At 49.2% G+C, this 23,831-nt stretch carries 23 protein-coding genes; 16 read left to right on the forward strand and 7 right to left on the reverse strand.

Going from position 1 to position 23,831, the window contains the following annotated elements; translation table 11 throughout:
- Positions 1-5: 5 nt before the first annotated feature.
- Positions 6-722 carry a lytic transglycosylase domain-containing protein gene (locus BC349_RS14130; RefSeq protein WP_187257427.1) on the reverse strand — a complete coding sequence of 239 codons (717 nt, stop codon included), beginning with the start codon at positions 720-722 and terminating at the stop codon, positions 6-8.
- A gap of 369 nt (positions 723-1,091) precedes the next feature.
- Between BC349_RS14130 and BC349_RS14135 the strand changes: the two genes are divergently transcribed.
- From BC349_RS14135 to BC349_RS14145, 3 genes are read left to right on the forward strand one after another with little or no spacing between them, the layout of a single operon-like run.
- Entirely contained in the window at positions 1,092-1,991 is a 900-nt protein-coding gene (locus BC349_RS14135; RefSeq protein ID WP_187257428.1) for an EamA family transporter, read from the forward strand.
- A 51-nt stretch (positions 1,992-2,042) separates the two neighbouring features.
- Entirely contained in the window at positions 2,043-2,837 is a 795-nt protein-coding gene (locus BC349_RS14140; protein WP_187257429.1) for a HipA family kinase, read from the forward strand.
- Complete coding sequence (locus BC349_RS14145; protein WP_187257430.1) at positions 2,815-3,198, forward strand: DUF3037 domain-containing protein; 384 nt, start codon at positions 2,815-2,817, stop codon at positions 3,196-3,198. The genes BC349_RS14140 and BC349_RS14145 overlap by 23 nt, the downstream gene beginning before the upstream one ends.
- A 7-nt stretch (positions 3,199-3,205) precedes the next feature.
- Here BC349_RS14145 and BC349_RS14150 read toward each other — a convergent pair whose 3' ends face one another.
- Genes BC349_RS14150 through BC349_RS14170 form a run of 5 tightly spaced genes read right to left on the reverse strand, consistent with a single transcriptional unit; the run spans position 3,206 to position 10,715 of the window.
- Entirely contained in the window at positions 3,206-4,447 is a 1,242-nt protein-coding gene (locus BC349_RS14150) for a glutamate-5-semialdehyde dehydrogenase (RefSeq protein ID WP_187257431.1), read from the reverse strand.
- 10 nt (positions 4,448-4,457) lie between these two features.
- Entirely contained in the window at positions 4,458-5,519 is a 1,062-nt protein-coding gene (gene proB, locus BC349_RS14155; protein ID WP_246456964.1) for a glutamate 5-kinase, read from the reverse strand.
- 24 nt (positions 5,520-5,543) lie between these two features.
- Positions 5,544-7,451: an AAA domain-containing protein gene (locus BC349_RS14160; RefSeq protein ID WP_187257432.1), complete on the reverse strand. Its 1,908-nt coding sequence runs from the start codon at positions 7,449-7,451 to the stop codon at positions 5,544-5,546.
- A 19-nt stretch (positions 7,452-7,470) separates the two neighbouring features.
- The gene (locus BC349_RS14165; RefSeq protein ID WP_187257433.1) at positions 7,471-10,014 is read right to left on the reverse strand and encodes an ABC transporter permease; all 2,544 of its coding nucleotides are present in this window, start codon (positions 10,012-10,014) and stop codon (positions 7,471-7,473) included.
- Positions 10,011-10,715, reverse strand: a complete 705-nt coding sequence (locus tag BC349_RS14170) for an ATP-binding cassette domain-containing protein (RefSeq protein WP_187257434.1) — start codon at positions 10,713-10,715, stop codon at positions 10,011-10,013. The genes BC349_RS14165 and BC349_RS14170 overlap by 4 nt, the downstream gene beginning before the upstream one ends.
- A gap of 83 nt (positions 10,716-10,798) precedes the next feature.
- On the opposite strand from BC349_RS14170, the gene BC349_RS14175 reads away from it, so the two are divergent.
- The 13 genes from BC349_RS14175 (at position 10,799) to BC349_RS14235 (ending at position 22,558) form a co-directional block, all read left to right on the forward strand.
- Positions 10,799-11,479, forward strand: coding sequence for an arylesterase (locus BC349_RS14175; protein ID WP_187257435.1), 681 nt, complete (start codon positions 10,799-10,801; stop codon positions 11,477-11,479).
- A 4-nt stretch (positions 11,480-11,483) separates the two neighbouring features.
- Positions 11,484-11,768: a hypothetical protein gene (locus tag BC349_RS14180; RefSeq protein WP_187257436.1), complete on the forward strand. Its 285-nt coding sequence runs from the start codon at positions 11,484-11,486 to the stop codon at positions 11,766-11,768.
- Positions 11,768-12,934 (forward strand): MFS transporter, encoded by a 1,167-nt coding sequence (locus BC349_RS14185; protein ID WP_187257437.1) that lies wholly within the window; start codon positions 11,768-11,770, stop codon positions 12,932-12,934. The genes BC349_RS14180 and BC349_RS14185 overlap by 1 nt, the downstream gene beginning before the upstream one ends.
- On the forward strand, positions 12,931-13,914 hold the full coding sequence (locus tag BC349_RS14190) for an ABC transporter ATP-binding protein (RefSeq protein WP_187257438.1): 984 nt from the start codon (positions 12,931-12,933) through the stop codon (positions 13,912-13,914). The genes BC349_RS14185 and BC349_RS14190 overlap by 4 nt, the downstream gene beginning before the upstream one ends.
- A gap of 60 nt (positions 13,915-13,974) precedes the next feature.
- A complete protein-coding gene (locus BC349_RS14195; protein ID WP_187257439.1) occupies positions 13,975-15,348 on the forward strand; it encodes a purple acid phosphatase family protein in 1,374 nt (457 codons plus the stop codon).
- 112 nt (positions 15,349-15,460) lie between these two features.
- On the forward strand, positions 15,461-15,793 hold the full coding sequence (locus tag BC349_RS14200; protein WP_187257440.1) for an L-rhamnose mutarotase: 333 nt from the start codon (positions 15,461-15,463) through the stop codon (positions 15,791-15,793).
- Between the two features lie 6 nt (positions 15,794-15,799).
- Positions 15,800-16,627, forward strand: a complete 828-nt coding sequence (locus tag BC349_RS14205; protein ID WP_187257441.1) for an amidohydrolase family protein — start codon at positions 15,800-15,802, stop codon at positions 16,625-16,627.
- A 21-nt stretch (positions 16,628-16,648) separates the two neighbouring features.
- The gene (locus BC349_RS14210; protein WP_246456965.1) at positions 16,649-17,443 is read left to right on the forward strand and encodes an L-fucose dehydrogenase; all 795 of its coding nucleotides are present in this window, start codon (positions 16,649-16,651) and stop codon (positions 17,441-17,443) included.
- A gap of 67 nt (positions 17,444-17,510) precedes the next feature.
- Entirely contained in the window at positions 17,511-18,323 is an 813-nt protein-coding gene (locus BC349_RS14215; RefSeq protein ID WP_187257442.1) for an SDR family oxidoreductase, read from the forward strand.
- A gap of 11 nt (positions 18,324-18,334) precedes the next feature.
- The gene (gene uxuA, locus BC349_RS14220) at positions 18,335-19,531 is read left to right on the forward strand and encodes a mannonate dehydratase (RefSeq protein ID WP_246456966.1); all 1,197 of its coding nucleotides are present in this window, start codon (positions 18,335-18,337) and stop codon (positions 19,529-19,531) included.
- 17 nt (positions 19,532-19,548) lie between these two features.
- A complete protein-coding gene (uxaC, locus tag BC349_RS14225; RefSeq protein ID WP_187257443.1) occupies positions 19,549-20,967 on the forward strand; it encodes a glucuronate isomerase in 1,419 nt (472 codons plus the stop codon).
- 80 nt (positions 20,968-21,047) lie between these two features.
- On the forward strand, positions 21,048-21,677 hold the full coding sequence (locus tag BC349_RS14230; RefSeq protein ID WP_187257444.1) for a hypothetical protein: 630 nt from the start codon (positions 21,048-21,050) through the stop codon (positions 21,675-21,677).
- A gap of 53 nt (positions 21,678-21,730) precedes the next feature.
- Positions 21,731-22,558, forward strand: coding sequence for a hypothetical protein (locus BC349_RS14235; protein ID WP_187257445.1), 828 nt, complete (start codon positions 21,731-21,733; stop codon positions 22,556-22,558).
- Between the two features lie 3 nt (positions 22,559-22,561).
- Here the strand turns inward: BC349_RS14235 and BC349_RS14240 are convergent, their stop codons facing one another.
- Positions 22,562-23,827, reverse strand: coding sequence for a metal-dependent hydrolase family protein (locus BC349_RS14240; protein ID WP_187257446.1), 1,266 nt, complete (start codon positions 23,825-23,827; stop codon positions 22,562-22,564).
- Positions 23,828-23,831 lie beyond the last annotated feature (4 nt).

Consider the following 23,831-nt stretch of genomic DNA (forward strand, 5'->3'; position numbering starts at 1 on the left):
AAGGTTCAGCGGGAGGCCAGCAATTCCTCAGCAGTTTGTGTAGTAACGCCGGCCTTCCCCTCGAAATGGTAATGTACTGCAATATACTTCTTTACATGACCCCTGCTCTCGGCCGGTAGAAAATCCTGTAATTTCCAGAAATCGCGGCTGCCGGATTTTTTGATGGCGGCGTAAACAGGGCCGGGACCGCAGTTATAGGCTGCCAGGGCCAGCAGCCAGTCATTGAACTCATGGTGAAGATCGCGCAGGTAGAGGGCGGCAGCTTTGGTACTCAGTGCTGTGCTGGTGCGTTCATCTGATTCCTCTGTCACCTCCAACCCCAGTATCCTGGCTGTTTCCGGCATAAGCTGCCAGGTGCCGCGGGCCCCCACTTTTGAAAGGGCGGTTGGTTTCATTTCTGATTCCACTATTGCCAGGTATTTCAGCTGTTGCGGCAGTTTATATTTTTTGAAAACCCGGTTCATCATCCTGAAGGTTGACTGGTGTTTTTTTCGGATCATCATCAGGCTTTCCTCATTCACCCTGATGTACCGGTCCATATAGGCAATTGCTTTTCTGTTTACAATGCCATATTTTTCCTGTGCAAGGAATTCGGAACTGGCTATGACTTCAGTGGGGGTGGAAAACCTGATCCTTGGATTGGCCTGGTATCCCGCGGAGGCAGATATGAACAGGAAAATGTTGCATATCAACAAGAGCTTGAGCAAATTTGAATTCAACATTGTCGTTATTTTTTGGATAATACAATGCCGACCCAGGTGCTTGGATATTAAAAAGACAGGCTTGACATAGGGAGATTGGTACGAAAGAGTTAAGTGGTTACCGGGGGGTACGGGTTGATAGGTTTCTCAAAACTCCGGAACACTTACTGTTGTATAGTTTGGCGAACAATACAAAGGTATAAACCTGGGGAGTGTTTTGCAAGGTTGTTTTACTGTGGGATATACGGTGGATAAGTATTGGTTCATTTTATTATTTAAAGCTGCTTTTAGCGAAGTCATTGATTTAGTGTATCTACACAGCAGGAGTATGTTGTTTTTACGATCATTTATATTAGTATTATTACAGTCTGAACCGATAAATCCAGGGTCTTGAAACTGAAAATATTTTTTTCCTTTGCGGCTATTTACCTGATTTGGGGTTCCACTTACCTGGCCGCCCATTTTGGTTTGGGCAGCATTCCTCCCTACCTGATGAGTGCTTTGAGGTTTTCTGTTGCCGGCCTGGTTTTGCTGGCCTGGTGTTTTGGCAGAAAATATCCCTGGCCGGATAAAAAGACCATTTCCGTGAATTTTCTGGGAGGGGTGCTGATGCTGGTGGGTGGCAGCGGATCCGTATTATGGGCGCAACAGTATGTGCCATCAGGTTTGGCTGCCATACTGGTGTCGGCCCTTCCGGTATGGTTCGTGTTGCTGGATAAAAAAGAATGGGCGGTTTATTTCAAAAGCAGGTTGGTTATTACGGGAGTATTATTGGGCTTCGCTGGTATCATTATATTGTTTGGTTCCAATCTGGATGATAGCGGCCAGGGATCAGCAGGTTTTAAAAAACTGCTTGCCATCGGTGTGATCATTGCTGGAACCATATCCTGGACGATAGGTTCCCTCTATGTGAAATACCAGTCGGCACCGCATAATGTTACCGCAGGTGCCGGCATACAGTTGCTGGCCGGAGGTATTGCCAGTCTGTTATTAAGCCCGTTGCTTGATAACCTGTCAGGGTTTTCTTTCTCACAGGTATCCCTATCCGCATGGATGGCATTGACCTACCTGACGGTTTTTGGTTCAGTGATCACTTATATGGCCTATATGTATCTGTTATCAGAAAGACCTGCTGCGCAGGTTGGTACCCATGCCTATGTGAACCCGGTAATTGCGGTTATACTGGGTGTTTTATTTGCGAATGAAAAACTTGTTCCGGCACAGATATCAGCCCTGGTAATAATCCTGGTCAGTGTATTACTGGTGAATCTTGCCAGTTACAGAAAATAGGACCAGCAGGGTGCAGGTGCCGCTTCCTGCCGTACATTTGATCAAGAAATTATGGAACAGTATTCACCACAAATCAGGACCGTCAATGTGTTGCGTTATGTCACGCCATTGCGCGAAGGCGGCTCCCTGCCAGCGATTGCAGAAGCGGATGACGGCTTCCTGTATGTATTGAAATTCCGCGGTGCAGGCCAGGGGGTGAAAGCGCTGATTGCCGAATTGATAGGAGGTGAAATAGCGCGTGTACTTGGTTTCAAGATTCCTGAAATCGTTTTTGCCAATATGGATGAGGCTTTTGGGCGGACTGAACCTGATGAGGAGATCCAGGATCTGCTGAAAGCGAGCGTGGGATTGAACCTGGGCCTGCATTACCTTTCGGGTTCAATTACGTTTGATCCGGCCGTGAGTTCCGTTGATGCCGCGTTGGCTTCACGAATTGTGTGGATGGATTGCTTGCTGATGAATGTGGACCGCACCTGCCGGAACACCAATATGCTGATGTGGTTCAGGGAACTCTGGCTGATTGATCACGGAGCTGCCTTATATTTTCATCATTCCATTCAAAACTGGAAAGAACAGGCAGTCAAACCCTTTGTACGGGTAAAAGATCATGTGCTGCTTCCTTTTGCCGCTGAACTGGAAAGGGCGGATGTTACATGCAGATCGATCCTCACCCCTGAAGTCATCCGTACGATCGTTTCATTGGTGCCGGAAGAATGGCTGACGGGCGAGGAAGGATTGTCCGCAGCAGATATGCGGCGGATTTACGAACAGTTTTTAATAACCAGGATCAACTCTTCCGAAATTTTTCTAAAAGAAGCACAGCATGCAAGGTCAGTATCTATATGAATATGCCATCATCCGCGTTGTGCCAAGGGTGGAGCGGGAAGAGTTTCTCAATGTAGGAGTGATCCTGTATTCCAAACAACTCAAATACCTCGATTGTCTTTACCGGCTGGACCGCGGGCGTTTGCTGACCGTATTTGGCAATATGGATATCGGGGAAGTTGAACAATACCTCAGCGCCTTTGAACGGATTTGCAAGGGGCTGGATGGATCGGGCCCCATCGGTAAACTGGACCTGCCTTCCCGGTTTCGCTGGCTGACAGCCACCCGCAGCACCATCATACAAACCTCCAAAGTTCACCCCGCATTTTGCACCGAACCGCGCCAGGCACTGGAAAGGATTTTTGAACAGATGGTGGGGTAGGGTTAGTTCATCGCACCTGGCCATTGCCCCTAAGAATCCATTTTTCCGTTACCAGTTTTTCCAGTGCAAAAGGCCCGCGGGCATGAAGCTTTTGGGTGGATATGCCGATCTCGGCACCCAGGCCGAATTCTTCGCCATCTGTAAACCGCGTGGAGGCATTTGAGTAAACTGCAGCTGCATCAACAGTCCGGATAAAACGTTCACACGCTTTTTTATCCTCAGATACGATGGCTTCAGAATGTTTGGTGGAATAAGTGTCAATATGGGCTAATGCTTCCTCCATGCCCGAAACCAGTTTCACTGCGCATTTCAGGCTCAGGAATTCACGGCCGAAATCTTCCGGACCGGCTTTCTGAAGTAATGGATACCCTTTCAGGAGTTTATATGAACCTGCGTCTGCAAAGATCTCCACCTGGTGCTTTTCAAATTCGGGTACTAACATGGCGAGGAATGTCTGAGCGATTTTTTTATCAACCAACAGGGCATCCATGGAATTACAAACCGATGGTCGCGAAACTTTTGCATTCACCACTATATCCACAGCCTTCTGCAGGTTGGCCTTGCTTTCCACGTACACATGACAAACACCGGCGCCCGTTTCTATCACCGGCACCAGGCTGTTTTTACGCACATAACGGATAAGGCTATCCGAACCACGGGGGATCAGCACGTCTATGTACCTGGTGGCGCCGAACAGTACATTTACCACTTCACGGGCTGAAGGGAGCAGGGTAACAGCCTCTGGACTGACACCATGTTTTTTCAGCACCGTTTTAATGAGTGCTACTGCAGCCTGGTTGGTATGTGCTGCTTCGCTGCTGCCTTTCAGCACACAGGCATTCCGGCTGCGAAGGCATAGTGCGGCAATATCGAATGTTACATTTGGCCTGGATTCATAAATGGCGCCGACCACCCCAAGCGGCACTGAAATCTTTTCCAGCTTTAAACCATTGGGAAGTGTCCTGCTTTCCAGCTGTTTGCCGGTTGGGTCGGGGAGCGACGCCACTTTTTTGATACTGGCTGCTATACTTTTAATGCGTTGTTCATTCAGCATCAACCGGTCATTCCTGGGATTGTCGGGCGACTGTTTCGCCATGTCTTTTGCATTGGCCCGCAGGATTATTTTTGTGCCGGCTAACAATTCTCCGGAAAGGTCCCGAAGTATTTGCTGCACCTGTTTATTGGTAAGGTCCTGCAGGCTGCCGGCAGCCTTGTGGGTTTTTATGAGAAGCGGTAAAACTGATTTCATGTTTGCTTGCTTAAAATAATACGATATCATCCGCATGGGCGGCGATCACGTTCTTTTCGGTACGCTGCTGGTTGATGGAAGTTGCATCCAGCCTTGTTTTGGCAACTCCCAAAATAGTGCCTTCCCCATCCATCAGCTGGATCACTTCGCCTGCAATGAATTTTCCATCTGCTTCTTCAATGCCAATGGTGAGCAGGCTTTTGCGATTCTGCAGTGCTTTGGCTGCGCCTTTGTCCACATAGATTGTGCCCAGGGTGATGGATCCGCTGGCCAGCCATTTCTGCCGGGCCCTCAGGTTCGACTTTCTGGCAACAAAATAGGAGCCCTGACTGCCTTCGAGTGCTGCTTTCAGCGGCTCGGACCCCTTGAGTCCGCAGATCATCACATTGATGCCCAGTGAGGTTGCCAGGCGGGTGAAAGTGAGCTTCGAGAGCATCCCACCCAGGCCCGGACCGCTTTTTTCTGTGGTTACATATTTCAATACTGACGCATCCACTTTTTCAATGCGGGGTATGATCTGCTTTTTATCGTCGAGCAAGCCGCCCGCAGAAGTGCACAATACCAGGGAACTGGCATCAAAACCAATGGCGATCAGGGTTGCCAGTTCATCATTATCTGAAAACTTGATCTCCACATTACTGACCAGGTCATTTTCATTCACCACCGGAAGGATATTGTTTTCCCAGAAGGTGGTGAAAGTCTGCCTTAGCTGCAGGAACTGTGCGCGATTGGAAAAATGCACTCTTTCACAAAGGGCCTGCGCCACGGTGATACCGTGTTGCTGGAAATATTTGTGGTACATCTGGATCAAAATGGGATTACCCACAGCAGCTGCAGCCTTACGTTCCAGGAGACTGCCCTTGTAATCCTTCAGGAATTTTTTTCCGCTGCCGACAGCACCGCTGGACACCAGCACGATGTCATATTGCTGGTTCAGGCGCGCGATCTCTGCGGCAACTTTCTTTATAATCGTGGTGTCAACATTGCCTTCCGAATTGGTGATCACTGCTGTCCCAAGCTTAATTACAATTACTTCCCTGGACATCTGGTAGTTTTCTGCAAGATAACGCATATCATTCAAGGGATGAACGCCGGATCATAAGTCCATAAAATCCCATGCACTCCGGTAGGAATTTTGTGCCTGCGTATAGTCAATGAATCCCGCGTAAAAATCATGCTGCGACAGGGTGGCGCTGTCGCCGATGACCACCAGTTTTTTGCGTGCACGGGTCATTGCCACATTCATGCGCCGCACTTCCGATAAGAATCCGATGCTGTTGTCGGGATTGCTCCGTGTCATGCTGATGTACACGATATCGCGCTCCTGCCCCTGGAAACTGTCAATGGTATTGATCGAGATTTTTCCACCCAGTTCCTGCAAACCTGGATGATGTACCAGTTGTTCCTTTAGTTGCAGGATCTGTTGTTTATAGGGCGAGATAATGGCAATGGTTGGAAAGTTTACTTTATCATAATATGGCTTCAGACCTTCAACGTATTGGTTTAAATGTTTCAGCAGGAAAGCTGCCTCCTCAGGATTGCTGGTGGAAGTGCCTTCCTGTTTTTCATCAAATCCGCAACCTGCGGTATCCACAAAATCTAGCGGTTCATCGCCCGGAAATAAAATATGTTCTGCCACTGTGTGATGGGCTTTCAGTTTTTGCTGGTAGAATACTGCAGAAGAATAACCCATAATGCGTTCGTGCATGCGATATTGTTCCTCCAGCAATACAACCGTTTCCGGGTGCAGGTGTACGGCTTTTTCCAGCAGGGTTGTGGCCAGTCCTTTGCGTGCCGCCACATCAGATTTAACCGTTGGGGACAATTGAAAGTGATCTCCGGCCAGCACCAGTTTCCTGCCTTTGAGAATAGGGATCCAGCAGGCGGGCTCCATTGCCTGCCCGGCTTCATCAATCACCACTGTTTCATACCTGAGGTGCCTTACCGTATAATGATTGGAACCTACCAGGGTGGCGGCGATCACCTGAGCTTTTCCAAACAGGTCTGACAGGATGTATTCTTCGGTTTTTTCCACTTCCTTCAGGATGTTGCGGGCCTCCCGAAATAAAGCCTTGCGCTGTTCCCATTCAGCCCTGCCAAAATTCCGTTTGTATTTCTGCGCCATATTGCGGAATTCATTGGCCTGCTTTTTCAGTCGTTTGATCTCCTTCATACTGCTGTGTTCCGACATCTTACTGTCTAGTGTAAGCGAAGATAATTTTTCAGATACCCTGGCGGGATTGCCTACACGGAGTACATTTAAGCCCAGTTCAGAAAGTTTTTCACTCAGCAGGTCAACGGCGGTATTGCTGGGAGCCGCCACCAGTACCTGTTTCCCATCGCGCCGGATCAATGCCCTGATGGCCTGTACAAGCGTGGTGGTTTTGCCGGTGCCGGGAGGACCATGTACGATGGCCAGGTCTTCCGCAGACAGTATTTTATTGACAGCTTCCTGCTGAAGGGCATTGAGTTCCGATATGATTGCCGGCTGAAATCGTTCATCAAACTGAGGTTTTTCACCACCGGTTAAAATGCGTATCAGTCGCCCTTCCGTTTTCTTTTCGGCGAGTGCAGACGCCTGTTTCAGCGCCTGCTGCATTTCATCATAACTGTTGTCGTCAAATAGCAGGTCAATACCAAGTTTGCCATCCCTGGCCCATTCGGGCAACTCATCAGTTCTTAAACTGAGCCTGAGCCGGTTCTCTCCCTGCCAGCTAACGGTACCAGCTATGCGATCATTTTTGGGATCATGGTTGGAAAACAAAGCGGCTGCGGCGCCGAAGCGGAACTGGTGTGGTATGTCCTGGTTCGTGGGACGCTCCAACTCCACCGTAAGGTAATCTCCCCGGCTCATTTCAGTATCCCTGATGACAACAGGATACCAGGTTAGCCCATTTGCTTTTCGCTCCTGAACAGAAGTGGCGGCGGTTTGTTCCTGGTAAGCTGCCTGGTCGGCCTCGCGCTCCGTTTTCAACAGGTCCAGTAATTGCCTGAAATAATCCATCCTGCAAATTTAACCCGAATTAAAGGTCATTCCGCAACACTTCCAATGGAGGACGGTTCAGGATATCACGACTGTTGAAAAGTCCGATCAGTACAGTGATGCAGCAGATACCCAGGAATATGACCAGCACCGGTAAGGGTGCAGGCGCAAAACTGGTTTTAAAACTGAATACCGCCAGGGCCCAGCCTCCGGCAAGAGCCAGCAGTATGCCGGTCAGCGCTGCCAGGGAACCCAGGAAAAAATATTCCAGCGCGGTAATCACCAGTATCTGTTTGCCGGTGCCGCCCAGTGTCCTTAACAATACAGATTCCCTGATCCGCTGGTATTTACTGATGATGATCGATGCAATCAATACAACAAGTCCGGTTACGATACTGAACCCGCCGATAAATCGTACCACAAAACCGATCTTATCCAGTATATCATCCACCACGGTCAGGATCAGGCCAAGATCTATGACCGATACGGTTGGGAATGAACTGACCAGTGATCGCTGGAATTTTGCCGATACTTCGTTTGATGGTACCCGTGTGACCAGCACATGGAATTTCGGGGCTGATTCCAGTACGCCGGAAGGGAAAACCACCCTGAAATTCGTCTGTACCCTGTTCCAGTCCACCTCCCTGAAACTGCCGACAAAGGCAGGTATCAGGGCACCCTGAACATTGAATACAATTTTATCGCCGGGTTTCACATGCAGGCGTCTGGCATAACCTTCTTCGAGTGAAACAAGGATGCTGTCGCGCTTTCCGCCTGCCGGTTGTAAAATGCCTTCAGTAAGCTTTTCCGAATCGGTAAGGGTGTCGCGGTAGGTGGCCCTGATCTCCCCTTCAAAAGCGTGTGGTGAAATATCCAGGGTGCTGTCGTTTCGGGCCATGGTGGCATTAATGCCTTTGATTTCCTCGATGCGCATGGTGATGATTGGAACCTGCTGGATCACCGGCAGTTGAAAGGTTCTGGTGAGGTCTGCTACCTGGTTTTTCTGTGCGTCCTGGATGTCGAAAATGACCATATTGGGCTGGTTTTCGCTGGCAGACAATTCTACTTTCCGGGTAAGGATGTCCTGCACAAAATATAGCAGGCAGATAAAGGATGTTCCCAGTCCGATGGCTACGACAAGGATGACAGTCTGGTTGTTGGGGCGGAAGAGGTTGGCAAATCCCTGGCGCCAGAGATAACTCCAGGAAGATGGGAAAAAGCGCCTGGCCAGCCACATCATCAGCATTGCCACTCCGGCCAGTAAGAGGAAGGAACCGATGACACTAACGGTGAAGATCAGGGCCTGGAAAAAATTCCCGAGCTGCAACCAGCTGAAGCCGAGGATGAAGAGGATAATCAGTGCGCCAACCAGCCACTGCAGCGGATCACGGAACATCCTGCTATTGTTGTCGGTGATGCGCAGCGTATTGAGTGGTGATATATTCCGAATGCCGATCAGAGGAAGCAACGCGAATAAAACCGAGACCATCAATCCAACTGCAATACCCTGGGCAATAGCCCGCCATGACACCTGCATGTTGATATCGATCGGAAGGAAATCCTGCAGCAGGGAGGGAAGCAGAAACTGTATTCCTGTGCCCGCCAGGGCACCGACCAGGGAACCGATCAGCCCGATACCTGCAATTTGAAGGAGGTATATCAGGAAAGCCTGGCGGTTGGTTGCCCCCAGGCATTTGAGCATGGAGATGGATGCCAGTTTTTCACGGATATAAATATGGATGGAACTGGCTACGCCTATACATCCCAGTAAGAGTGCGATAAAACTTACCAGTTGCAGGAATTCATTCAGGTCGCCGAAAGCGCGGCCGGTGGTCTGTTTCCTGGTTTCAACGGTCTCGATGTCAATGCCTTCCGTTTCCAGCCGGGGTTCAATATTGGCCATCAGTTTATCCATATTAACCGGCCTGCTGAATTGAACATACTGCGTGTAGGTGATGCGGCTGCCTTTCTGGAGTAAGCCAGTGGCATCCAGGTATTGCATCGGGATCCAGACAGCGGGTGCCATAGCGGTGGAAAATCCCGTCTTTCCGGGAGCTTTGATGATTTCACCGGCGATAATGAAACTCAATTCACCCACCCTGATAGAATCGCCAACTGAAGCCCGGAATTGTAACATCAGTGTTTTATCCACCAGTGCCTGCCTTCCCTGCTGGAAGGTTTTGGCTGCCCTGGCGGGGATGGTTTCAATGCTTCCATAAAAAGGAAAGCCTCCGTCCAGCGCCCTGACCTGCGCTAACCGGGTTCCGCCTGTTTTGGTAAAGTAAATCATGGAGGCGAAACTTCTTTCCCTGGCACGGTCCTCTCCCAATGAATCCATCAAAGCCTGCGCCCCGGCGCTGAATGGCTGGTTGTTATCAAAAACAAGGTCTGCACCGACTAGCGTTTTGGCCTGTGCATCCACATCCTTTTCAATGGTATATCCCAGGGAGTAAATGGCTACCAGTGCGGCGATGCCCAGGATGATAGATGACACAAAAAGAAACAGGCGGCTGCGGTTTTTGCGACTATCCCGCCAGGCCATTTTCAGCAGCCACCCGAAATTCAGTTTATTCTCCTTGTTCATACAATGGCTTCTGTGTGGTGATGGGTTCTTTCGTCTGAAATGATATGCCCGCCTTTCAGTTTGATAATGCGGTCAGTCTTTGCAGCCAGTTCAAGGTCATGTGTTACAATCACCAGAGTGGTTCCGGCTTCGCGGTTCAGTTCAAACAAGAGGTTCACAATTTTTTCACTGGTTTCAGCATCAAGGTTGCCGGTGGGTTCATCGGCAAACAGGATCTTCGGCTGGTTGGAAAATGCCCTGGCGATGGATACACGCTGCTGTTCTCCTCCGGATAATTGGGAAGGATAATGATGTACCCTTTCTGCAAGGCCTACTTTTTCCAGCAGGTTCAGGGAGTGTTCGCGGATATTTTTTTCGCCCCTCAGTTCGAGCGGCACCATTACGTTTTCAAGAGCGGTGAGGGTTGGCAGGAGCTGGAAATTCTGGAAGATAAAACCGACATACTGGTTGCGTACCCGTGCCAGCTGGTCTTCGGTCAATTCGTTGAGCCGCACCTGGTTCAGTTCCACCGATCCGGTGCTGGCACGGTCGAGTCCCGCGCAAAGTCCCAGCAGCGTTGTTTTTCCGCTGCCCGAAGGTCCCACGATGCTCATGGTTTCGCCGGCTTTCACCTCAAAACTGATGTTTTCCAGCACATGCAGGGTGCGACCTGCATTCTGGTAATTTTTGCCCAACCGGGCTATCCTGAGAATTGTTTCCACTGGCGTATGTTTAGTTAAAGCTATTTTTGCTGACGGTAATTGTTTAAGGTATTGATTTTATTCCTAAATCATTTTCAGGGTGTATGACAAGAAACATTTTAATATATCTTTTTGTTTTGGCTGTGATGATGTGGTCCTGCGGTAATAATAACGAGGCAAGATCCAAAGAGCCGGCAACTACAGTTGCTGCCGATACCAACCGGACCGTTACCACAAAAAACATACTCTTTTTCGGCAATAGTCTCACAGCAGGTTATGGCCTCGATCAGTCCGAAGCGTTCCCTGCGCTGATCCAGAAAAAAATAGATTCCCTTCAGTTGCCATTCAAAGTGATCAATGCCGGACTGAGTGGCGAAACTACTTCCGGCGGACTCAGCAGGATCGACTGGCTGCTGCGGCAGGAGGTGGATGTCTTTGTGCTGGAACTGGGCGCCAACGATGGCCTGAGGGGTATACCGGTAACGGAAACCCGAAAAAACCTGCAGGCAATCATTGATAAGGTGAGGGAAAAAAATCCATCAGTTGTGATAGTACTGACCGGCATGCAGGTGCCACCGAATATGGGCCAGGTATATGCGAAGGAATTCAGGTCTGTGTACAGGGAACTGGCCGAACAGAATAAAACCATCCTGATGCCCTTCCTGCTCGAAGGGGTAGGCGGGGATCCTTCCCTGAACCTGCCGGATGGTATTCATCCTACTGCTGAAGGACACCAGATTGTTGCCAATAATTTGTGGGAGTATTTAAAATCTGCAGTAAAGTAACACAATGGAAAAGGAAGTTTTTATGGCTTCAGTGAAAAGCGGACAGATGCCGGATGGGTTGACTATTTACTTGGAAACTTTATGGTATGCCGGAGCCGGCGACTGGAACAAGGCCCATGAGCTGATCCAGGACCTGCCGGGGAAAGATGCTGCTTTATTGCATGCCCACCTGCACCGGGTGGAGGGAGACCAGTGGAATGCCGATTACTGGTACCAAAAGGCTGGTGAGAAAAGGCCGGGTATATCCCTGCAACAGGAATGGGAAGCGCTGGTAAAAAGATACCTCTGATGCAAGCAAGTCAACATCCCATTTATAATATCCCGTTTGGCCTGCTCTGCCTGAGTTCCCTGTTTTTTTCCGCCAGTTTCAATATGCTCATACCTGAGTTGCCGGCATACCTGAGCAGCCTGGGTGGTGCGGAGTACAAGGGACTGATCATTGCGCTGTTTACCCTTACTGCCGGAATTTCACGCCCATTCAGTGGCAAACTAACGGACACCATTGGACGCGTTCCGGTAATGGCGGTAGGCTCTATAGTTTGTTTTGTCTGCGGATTTTTATACCCGGTGCTGGGGTCTGTTTCGGGGTTTCTGTTTTTAAGGCTGGTGCATGGTTTCTCCACCGGCTTCAAACCTACGGCCACAGCGGCTTATGTGGCAGATATGGTGCCGGTCAGCCGCTGGGGCGAAGCACTTGGACTACATGGACTGTTTTTCAGTACAGGCATGGCCATCGGTCCGGCCATGGGCAGCGCCATCGTAACACATTTCTCCATGGACACCATGTTTTATTTTTCATCCTTCCTCGCCCTGCTGTCAATCATCATCCTTTATAATATGAAGGAAACGATTAAGGAAAAACAACCCTTCCGCTGGTCACTGCTGAAGATTTCACGAACTGAGATCATTGAAGGCCAGGTGATCCCGGCCGGGATAGTTACCATGTTATCCTATATACCTTATGGTGTGATATTAACGCTGATCCCGGATTTCGGCGGATCGATCGGTGTAAAGAATAAGGGCATGTTCTTCATGGTCTTCACCATCTCCTCCCTGCTGGTGCGATTTGTTGCAGGCAGGATTTCGGATAAGCGTGGACGTGAGAGCGTGATCAGGGCGGGATTGCTGATCGTGGTAGTCTCACTATTCCTGCTAGGTTATGCCGGTTCACCCCGCGGCCTGATCCTGGGGTCGATAGTATATGGTATTGGAACAGGAATTTTATCGCCCGCCATCAATGCATGGACCATCGACCTGAGTCATCCTGATAGGAGGGGAAAAGCAATGGCTACGATGTATATTGCACTGGAAGCGGGCATTGGCCTTGGCGCTTTGCTGGCGGGATGGTTTTACCAGGATGTGATCAGCATGGTGCCCTGGCTGCTGTATGCGGCGGGAGCCGTTACCATCCTGGCATTTATCTATATGTTATTCTGGAGGAAAAAACCGGCATGAATTATTTACAAGTCATAGGGATATCCAAGCAGGAGAATGGCAGGCAGATACTTTCCGGAATTCATTTTGAGATGGCGGAAGGATATAAGATTGCCATTGCAGGTGAAACAGGTTCGGGGAAGAGCACCCTGCTGAAGACCATTGGCGGTCTGTCGCAGCCCGACCAGGGCGAAGTGCTGCTGGAAGGAGAAAGGGTGGAGGGGCCGCTGGAGCGCCTGATCCCCGGTCATCCGAAGATTGCGTATCTCTCCCAGTATTTCGAATTGCGAAACAATTACCGGGTAGAGGAAATACTGGAGATCGCCAGTAAGACGGAGCCCGAAAATGCAGCCCGGATTTTTGAGATCTGCCAGGTAAACCATTTACTGAAGCGCAAAACAGACAGGATCTCGGGTGGTGAGCGACAAAGGATCGCTATGGCCCGTGCCCTGGTTAGCTCTCCGCGTTTGCTGCTGCTGGATGAACCCTTTTCCAATCTCGATGTCATCCATAAGAACCTGATGAAACTGGTAATCCGGGATATAGGCGAGCACCTGGGAGTTACCTGCATGCTGGTATCACACGATCCGGTGGATACACTGAGCTGGGCGGATGAAATCCTGGTGATGCGCGATGGCGTCATTGTGCAGCGAGGCACACCGGAGAATATCTATCGCCGGCCCGTAAATGAATATGTAGCGGGATTGTTTGGGAAGTACAACCTGGTTGAGCCGGGAATATTTGGACTGCCTGCTGAAATTTCCGGGGCGGAAAGGGAAGGAAAAAAACTTTTCCTGCGGCCGGAGGATATATTGATTGTAAACGGGCAGGGAGCTGTGACCATCGCTTTGGTGAAGCGCGTCAGTTTCCTGGGAACTCTATTTGAACTGGAACTTGAGCTTGCAGGGCATACTCTGACCGCCGCAACTCCTGATCGGAATATTTCACCGGGTGATTCAATCGCCCTTTCTTTAATCAGTGATCAGCCGTATTATATGTAGAATAATTCATGAAAAATGGGCGGGCGCCGGAATTGTTTTCAGGTATTAAAAGCATTACGTATGAATATTACAAAAGTATTATTATCCATTTCACTTTTGCTTTCGCCTCCTGCATTTTCGCAAGAGACCAATGCTTATCCTGCTTCGGTTGTGCCTGACCGTATATTGTTATCTGTTGGTCAGGATCCTGCCACCAGTGCCGGATTGTCCTGGCGGATGGATTCAACGGTGGTGTCGGGATATGCCGAACTGGTTCCCGCAAAAGCCGCCCCGGAAGCCGATAGTGCGTTGAAGTTTCCGGCGGCCCTTGAAAAACTTTCCCTGCCTGAGGGTTCCACTCATTATTTTTCCGTGGACCTCAGCGGACTTTCTCCCAATACCCTGTATATGTACCGGGTGGGTGATGAAAAGAACCGCAGCGAATGGATCCAGTTCCGTACTGCTTCAAAAGAGTTCAGGCCATTCAGTTTTCTTTATGTGGGTGATGCCCAGAATGAGCACAAGACCTGGTGGTCGAGAACGATCCGGGCAGCTTACAGCCATGAACCCGGCGCGGCATTTTTAGTGCATGCAGGCGACCTGATCAACCGATCCAATGTGGACCGGGAATGGGGAGAATGGTTTTATGCCGGAGGCTGGATGCATGGCATGATTCCTACGGTTGCTACTGCCGGAAATCATGAGTTTTACCGGGATGAGCAGAAACGCCTCACACTGACCAAACACTGGAGACCGATATTCAACCTGCCGGAAAATGGCCCTGCCGGCCTCGAAGAGCTGGCTTATTATTTTGACTACCAGAATGTGCGGGTTATTTCACTGAGTTCGCAATCACTTTTACTCAATCCTGCAGACAGCATCAGCCAGGTGAAATGGCTGGAAGAAGTATTGAAAGATAATCCCTGCCGCTGGACCATCCTGACCATGCACCACCCGATTTTTTCTGCAGGAACCGGTCGTGATAACAAAAGTCTAAGGGATGCCTTGCAGCCAATTTTTGAAAAATATCCGGTTGACCTGGTGTTGACTGGTCATGATCATACCTATGGCAGAGGCGTTGCCGAAACCTCCCCCCAGCAGAAAAGACAGCCATTGAAGGGGCCGGTATATGTTGTTTCGGTAAGTGGTCCCAAAATGTATATACCTTCCCTGGAGCCCTGGTTGCAGCGGGTGGCGGCCAATACCCAACTCTACCAGCGCGTGAAAGTGGAAGCCAACAAGATCCGCCTGGAAGCATACACGGTAACGGGTGAATTATACGATGCGTTTGATATTGTAAAAAATAAGCGGGGAGAGAAAAAACTGGTGGACTGGGCGCCGGGGTTGACAAAGGAATACCTTGATTTGCCCGCTTCCTACAGAGCAAGATTGAAAGAGGAAGAAAAAGCGGCCTATGAGAAAAAGAAACAGGAATACCTGAAGCGAAAACATTGATACCCCGTACCAGGTCCCAGGGTATTAAAATCGAAGTAAAAGGCGGTAAAAAGCAGTCAGCCTGTTGCCGCCTTATTTCTTAAATTGGCGGTCATTGTATGAAAGTCTGATTATGAAACGATTTTGTTTTGCCCTTGACCTGAAGGATGATGCAGCGCTCATCGCCGAATACGAACAATACCACCAGCAGATTTGGCCGGAAATCGGGAAAAGTATTCTCGATTCCGGCATTTTGCATATGGAGATTTACCGGGTGGAGAACAGGTTGTTCCTGATCATGGAAACCACCGATGATTTCTCCTTTGAAAAGAAAGCGGCTATGGATGCCCGTAATGAAAAAGTGCAGGAGTGGGAGAACCTGATGTGGCGATTCCAGCAGCCCCTTCCCTTTGCGAAACCAGGGGAAAAATGGGTGCCCATGAACAGGATTTTTAACCTGAAATAAACCGCCATGCAGATTATCGATACCCACCAGCACTTCTGGAAGTATGATCCGGAACAGCATGGCTGGATCAATGATGACATGTCTGCATTGCGGAAAGATTTCCTCCCGGCTGACCTGCACCCGATCCTTCAGCGGAACGCGGTTGCCGGCTGCATCGCTGTCCAGGCCGACCAGACGGAAGCAGAAACAAACTGGTTGCTGGAACTCGCAACAGCCAACCCATTTATACTTGGGGTGGTAGGCTGGGCAGACCTGCGGGCCGGCAATATCCGTGAGCGGCTCGACCATTTCAAATCCTTCCCTGCAATTAAGGGATTCCGTCATATCCTTCAGGGGGAGGATCCCGGTTTTATGCTGCAACCCGGCTTTATGAATGGTATTTCAGCTTTGAAGGAATTTGGGTTTACCTATGACATATTGGTCTATCCCGGGCACCTTCCTTCCCTGCTGCAACTGGTGAAGGCCAACCCCGATCAGCCTTTTGTGATCGACCATCTCGCCAAGCCATTCATCAGACACAAACAATCGGAGCCCTGGAAAAAGGACCTGGCAGCATTGGGTGCCTTTAATAATGTATTTTGTAAGATCAGCGGTATGGCAACGGAGGCGAACTGGGAAAACTGGACAGAAGCGGATATGAAGCCATACCTGGATGCGGCAGTGGAGATATTCGGTACCGGAAGACTGATGTTCGGAAGCGACTGGCCCGTTTGCCTGCCGGCTTCGTCTTATGAGCGCTGGCTCCTGACCGTTAGGAACTATTTTTCTGCTTTTTCAAGTGAGGACCAGGATAAGGTCCTTAACCGGAACGCTATAATTTTTTATCACCTATAAACGCATGCTGTTCAAACAGGAATGGCTCAATCAAATATGAATCTCCAGTTACAGGACAAAGTAGTTATAGTTACCGGCGGGGCCAAGGGGATTGGCTTTGGCATTGCGGAAGCCCTGGTCAGCGAGGGTGCCATTCCGGTGATCGTCGGCAGAAGTGAAACCGATAATGAAAAAGCAGTTGCAGCCATTGTAAATGCAGGCGGAAAAGCCTGGCAGGTGGTGGCAGAACTGTCGGACCCGAAACTATGTGAACAGGCAGTAAATGCAATTGTGGCACGTTTTGGAAGGATAGACGGTCTGGTTAACAATGCAGGGGCGAACGACGGGGTGGGGTTGGAGCATGGGGATTACCAGCGCTTCATGGAAAGCCTCCATAAAAACCTGGTTCATTATTACCTCATGGCCCATCACGCTTTGCCTGAATTAAAGAAATCGAAGGGCAGTATTGTTAACATAACATCCAAAACTGCGGATACTGGTCAGGGTAATACTTCCGCCTATGCAGCGGCCAATGGTGGCAGAAATGCACTGACCCGCGAGTGGGCGGTGGAACTGGCGAAATATGGAATGAGAGTCAACGCTGTGGTGGTGGCCGAATGTTATACGCCATTGTATGAAACCTGGATCAATACCCTTCCCAACCCGGAAGAAAAACTAAAGGAGATTACTTCGCGGATTCCCCTTGGACAAAGATTTACTACTGCCGGGGAAATTGCCAATATGGTGGTGTTTCTATTGTCGCCTGTATCGAGCCACACAACCGGTCAGCTGGTTTATGTGGATGGCGGGTATGTTCATTTGGACAGGGCAATGTAATGATGTAGTTTTCAGCGGCAATGTGATTGCCTCATTTTATAAATAATCCGGATAAATAATCAAAAGTATGAGTATGTTTTCACTGGCTGGTAAGTCAATCGTTGTTACCGGCGGCACAGGCATCCTGGGAGGTGCTTTTTTAAAAGGTATTTCCGAGGCGGGGGCAATGGTTGGCATTCTGGGCCGCAATGAAAAAGTTGCTATGGAAAGAGCTGCAGAAATTGTAAATGCCGGGGGAAAGGCAGTTGCACTCATAGCAAATGTGCTGGAGGAATCTGAACTCGTTGCAGCCAGGGAGAAAATGCTGAATGAATTTGGCAAGATAGACGGACTGGTGAATGCAGCAGGGGGAAATATGCCTGCCGGCGTGGTACAGCCCGATGCCGATATTTTCAAAATGGACCTGAATGGCATTAAAACCGTGATGGACCTTAACCTCTGGGGAACCATCCTGCCAACCCAGGTTTTTGGGGACGCACTGGCAGCCAATGAATCTGCCAGTATCGTCAATATTTCCAGCATGAACTCCAAACGTGCTGTGACCAAGGTGCTTGGTTACAATATGGGCAAGGCTGCTGTAGATTGTTATAACCAATGGTTTGCAGTAGAACTGGCCAATCGATATGGAGATAAGATCAGGATGAACGCATTAACACCCGGGTTTTTCCTTACTGAGCAGAACAGGAACCTGCTGACCAATTCTGATGGAACATTCACCCCACGTGGACAGGCAGTAATCAACAATACACCGTTCAAACGTTTCGGTCATCCCGATGAACTGATCGGGGCATTGGTCTGGCTCTTGAGTGATGCATCCAGATTTGTCACCGGATCACAGGTTGTGGTGGACGGTGGGTTCTCAATATTTAGTGGCGTTTAATGATTTGCGTTATGATGAATTCCCCTTCTTATTCGGATGTGAAATACAAGCTGGAGCAAACCATGCGCTGGTTTGGACCCACAGATCCTGTGAGTTTGCAGGATATCCGCCAGGCAGGTTGTAGTGGTATTGTAACAGCCCTGCACCATGTGCCTAACGGTGAAGTATGGACGGTAGATGAAATAGAAAAAAGAAAGCAGGAAATCAGTTCTGCCGGCCTTAGATGGTCCGTAGTGGAAAGTGTACCGGTGCATGAGAATATCAAAACGCGTTCGGGTGATTACCTGCGGTACATTGAAAACTACTCACAATCGCTGCGCAACCTGGGAAATTGCGGTATTCCTGTTGTGACCTATAATTTTATGCCGGTGCTCGACTGGACCCGCACCGACCTGGCTTATTCCGTTGCAGATGGAAGCCGGGCCCTGCGCTTTGAAAAAGCAGCTTTCATTGCTTTTGACCTTTTTATGTTGCAGCGTGAAGGTGCGGAAGCTGATTATACTTCAGCCGAAATGGAGAGGGCGGAATCGCGTTTCAGGGAAATGAGTGATGATGAAAAAAAACTGCTTCAAAGAAATATAATTGCAGGTTTGCCAGGGAGCGAAGAGTCATTTACCCTCGAACAGTTCAGGGAGGCCCTTGCTCCTTATAAAAATACAGATGCCGCTGATTTGCGCAGGAATCTTGTTTATTTTTTACAACAGGTTATTCCGGTTGCGGAGGAGAGCGGAGTGAAACTGGTCATTCACCCGGATGATCCGCCCTATCATATTCTTGGCCTGCCCAGGGTGGTCAGCACGGCAGATGATATCCAGGCATTGGTTGAGGCAGTGCCCTCCCTGCATAACGGCCTTTGTTTCTGTACAGGCTCTTTCGGCGTTCGGGCGGATAATGACCTTCCTGCCATGATCCGCCAATTTGGCGACAGGATCAATTTCTTCCATTTACGAAGCACCCGGCGGAACGATTGGGGCGATTTTTATGAAGACAACCACCTTGATGGTGATGTGGACATGTATGCCGTGATGAAGGAGATTGTAGCCTTGCAGCACCGCCGTCAGACCAGTATACCAATGCGCCCAGATCATGGGCACCAGATGCTGGATGACCTGCACAAAAAAACAAATCCGGGTTATTCAGGTATCGGCCGGCTCAGGGGGCTTGCAGAGCTGAGGGGATTGGAACTTGGCATACAGCGATCTTTTTGATTTATTAAGCAACTATCATGAAAGAAAAGAAACAGGGACTGATAAACGAAAAATTCCTGCTCCAGAATAAAACGGCCAGGAGATTATATGCAGACTATGCAGTTGACCTGCCTATTGTGGATTATCATTGTCACCTGTCGCCAAAGGAGATAGCCGGGAATAAACAGTTTACAGACCTTACCGAAATCTGGCTGAAAGGCGATCATTATAAATGGCGGGCGATGCGTGCCCTGGGCGTGCCCGAACAGTTGATCACGGGTGATGCGTCCAATGAAGAAAAGTTTATGGCATGGGCAACCTGTGTTCCCGGGACTGTCAGAAATCCATTGTTTCACTGGACCCAGATGGAGTTGAATAACCCTTTTGGAATTGAGGAATACCTGAATGATAAAACTGCCGCGAAGATTTACCGAACAGCCAATGAAATGCTCAGCCAGCCTGATTTTTGTACCCAGGGGCTGCTGAACAGGAACAGGGTGGAACTGGTTGGCACTACGGATGACCCTTGTGATGACCTGGCTTGCCACCTGCAACTGTCAGAACAGCAAAACCCATTTGTGGTGAGGCCCTCTTTCCGTCCGGATCCGGTATTGAATATATCCGCCAAACCTGATTTCCTGAAATACCTCCAACGCCTGGAAGAAGCGAGTGGTGCGGCGATTATGGATCTCGATTCCCTGCTTACGGCCCTTCAGAACAGGGTTGATTATTTTCATACCCATGGATGCAGGATTTCGGACCACGGCCTGGTAATGATGCCGATGGTACCGTCAGATATCACGCAACTGGAAAGGGATTTTCTTCGCTACCTGGAAGAGCCTGATTTCCTGATGCCTTCACCTGATGCTTATGCCGGTTATATATTGCTCCAGTTGTGCCGCATGTATCACGCAAAAGGTTGGGTACAGCAATTTCACCTTGGCGCCATCCGCAACCTCAACAGCAGGTTGAGAAATATCTTAGGTGCAGACAGCGGATTTGACTCCATTGGCGATGATGGGCAGGCGATCCGGCTTGCCATGTTCCTGGACGCTCTGGATAAAGAAGATCAACTCGCCCGCACCATTTTATACAACCTCAATCCGGCATTGAATGAAGTCTTTGCCGCCATGACCGGTAATTTTAATGACGGTACAGTGGCAGGAAAAATTCAGTATGGTTCCGCCTGGTGGTTCCTTGACCAGAAAGATGGTATCCAGAAACAATTGAATGCCCTTTCCAACCTTGGGGTACTGAGCACCTTCATTGGTATGACTACGGACAGCCGCAGTTTTCTTTCTTACTCACGACACGATTATTTCAGGCGGATCCTTTGCAACCTGATCGGAAAGGAAATGGAAAAAGGATTGCTGCCTGATGATGAAGCCTGGATGGGGGAGATCATTGAACAGGTCTGCTATTATAATGCCAGGAGGTTCTTTGACCTCCACACCTGATCGGCTGAAAATTATTTTGCATGTCGATAGGGGTATTTTATTCGTTCGTTGTCGGATGAATGAAATAACACTATTGAAGTATGAAATACAGCTTACCAACTTATCTGGTCCTTTTTATTTTGTTCGCAGTCAATTCTGCCATTGCCCAGGAAAATCAAACCATATTTAAAGGTGGCGACCTGAAACGTTCAGGAGGTTATGGGGCCCTGTCCAATAAATTTACGACCATCAATGGCAGTTATGCCAATATGCCGGAAGTCTATGGCGGCTGGTTTATCAATCGCAGACTGATGATTGGGGTCGCCGGGGCAGCTACCACCAACCGGATACCGGTGCCTGTAGAAAACCAGTACATCACAGGAGAAAGACTCTCTTACCAATATGGACAATTCGGCTTAATGACCGAGTATGTAACCGCTTCCACCAAAAGGGTGCATGTCAATTTCAACCTGATGACAGGGGCTGGGTTTATCCTGCAGTATGACCGGAACGGATGGGATAACTGGGAATTTGAGGATGATGCGAATGATCCGGATTTCTTTTTTGTAATGGAGCCAGGCGTGCAACTGGAACTCAATTTATTCAAGTGGATGCGGTTTAGTCCGGGTGTTTCCTACCGCCGTGCATTTGGCAGCAACAGCAAGGGTCTGACGGATGATGAACTGAGTGGCTTGTCCGGTAATCTTACCCTGAAGTTTGGGAGGTTTTAATTTTTTTCATGATAAGCAACGTTTGCCCATTGCCTGGGGTCAGCAACAAAAACATGAAATTTTTCTATTCTTTTCTGGTTCCCGGAATAGTGATGGCATCATTTCTTTTGCAAGGCTGCAGGATTAATGACCCTGTGGAGCCGTCTCCGGAAAGTGTTAACCCAGATGCACCGCTGTTGCGTAAACTAACATGGAGTAATGGTATGACAGGGGTATTTGAATACAATCCAGACAGTACGATTAAAACAGTAGGCTACTCATTGCAAACAGCGGGCGACCAGAATCAGTATTCCTGGGTCGGGGGACGGATGGTGGAAATGGCATCGTTCGCCTCCATTTACAAAAATGTATATTATTACCGGGTGGATGGAAAACTGGACAGTATTGTAAATAAGTACAAAGAATTACAGCAGCCATCCGGGTACCGGCTTGACTTTCAGTATGCAGTTAATGGCAGGCCGGAAACCTTGCGGTATTACCAGAACACTGAAGCAGGGCCGATATTGAAGACTACCACCACGTATGAATATTATGCGAATGGCGACCTGTTCAGGGCAACTACTGTTTCAGGTAATTCAACCATTACCCATACCATTGAGAGTTATTCGGCTGCCTGTTATGTTTTCCCCTGGGCCTATATTTCAGGATCACTGGATGAGTTTTACACCATCTATAATTATCCTCTGTTAAGCAGGATGGATAAACTACCGGCAAAGATCACCCGAAGAATTAAAACGGCCAGTTCACAGCCTGTGGTAGATCGAATAAATACCTTCACATTTGAGATCAGTGACAAGCGGCTGGATAAGTTGACATCAGTTTCCACCTTCCCATCCTTTCCGCAATATGATAATACAATTGAAACTGTATACTGGTATTAGGACCTAGTCGTTCCGGTAAACGACACCATCCTTCATTACCCATTTTACCTTCCGGCAATCTGAAATATTGTGCGATGGGTCACCTGTTACAAGGATCAGGTCGGCTTTTAAACCCGGCCTGATGCTGCCTGTCAACCCTTCCAGGTGAAAGGCCCTTGCATTCACACTGGTGGCGGCTTTCAGCACATCGATGGGTTTCATGCCATATTCCACCATCAGTTCCATTTCGAGCGCATTATCCCCGTGCGCGTACACACCCACATCTCCACCCATTCCTATTGTAACACCAGAAGCCATTGCAATCCGGAAGTTTTTTTTCTTTTCGGTTATACGTGCGGGTTCTGGTGTTTTTCCTTTCTGCCAGCCCCTGTACCGGCTGATCGACTCCCCCGCAGCGAGGGTTGGATAAAAGACCACCTTATGCTTTTTCATTAAGAGTGCCGTCTCCTCATCCAGTGCATCACCGTGTTCAATGGTTTCCGCCCCACCCAAAATGGCCCGTTGCATCCCTGTTACGGAAGAGGCATGCGCCACCAATGGCCGGCCACCACTCCCGGCTGTTCTTGCCATCAGTTGAATTTCTTCCAGTGAAAAGGTTTCCCTTGTTTCTCCCTTCGGACCATATCGGTAATCAGCATAGATCTTGATAATGTCTGCACCCTGTCCCATCTGGTCGCGTGTTACCCTTATCACCTCATTTCCATCCGCCTCTTCGGCCCCCAACATTATTTTCGAATCGCTGTCAAATCCTTTGGGACCATAGGAACCTGTAGCAACGATGGCCCTGCCGGCTACGAGTAAACGCGGACCGGGAATAACTCCATCATCAACGGCTTTTTTTAGTGCTACATCAGCGTAACCGGCTCCTTCAGAACCAAGGTCCCGCACAGTGGTAAAGCCTGCCTGCAGGGTCTTCCATGCATGCGTAGTGGCCCTTATTGTCCGGTACGCATCGGTTTCTTTGGTCACCTGGTCATCCCATGATTTGATATTATAGGGGTATAATAAAAGGTGCGCATGTCCTTCAATCAACCCCGGCAGGAGCGTACTGTTGGGTTTATCCACCCTGATGGCACCGGCTGGAACCTGGATGCCAGCCGCGGGGCCGGCTGCAAGAATTTGATCCTCTTTTACCAGCACCGCCCAGCCAGTGTGCATTTGTTCACCGTCAAAGACCCTTTCTGCGGTGATGTAATATAGCTGGCCTGACTGTGCCGTTAAGGTCAGGGATGCCACAAGTGTCAGCAGGGTCGGCAGTAATTTCCTCATATAT

This window comes from Flavihumibacter stibioxidans, assembly GCF_014332695.1.
GTDB classification, from domain to species: Bacteria; Bacteroidota; Bacteroidia; order Chitinophagales; family Chitinophagaceae; genus Flavihumibacter; species Flavihumibacter stibioxidans.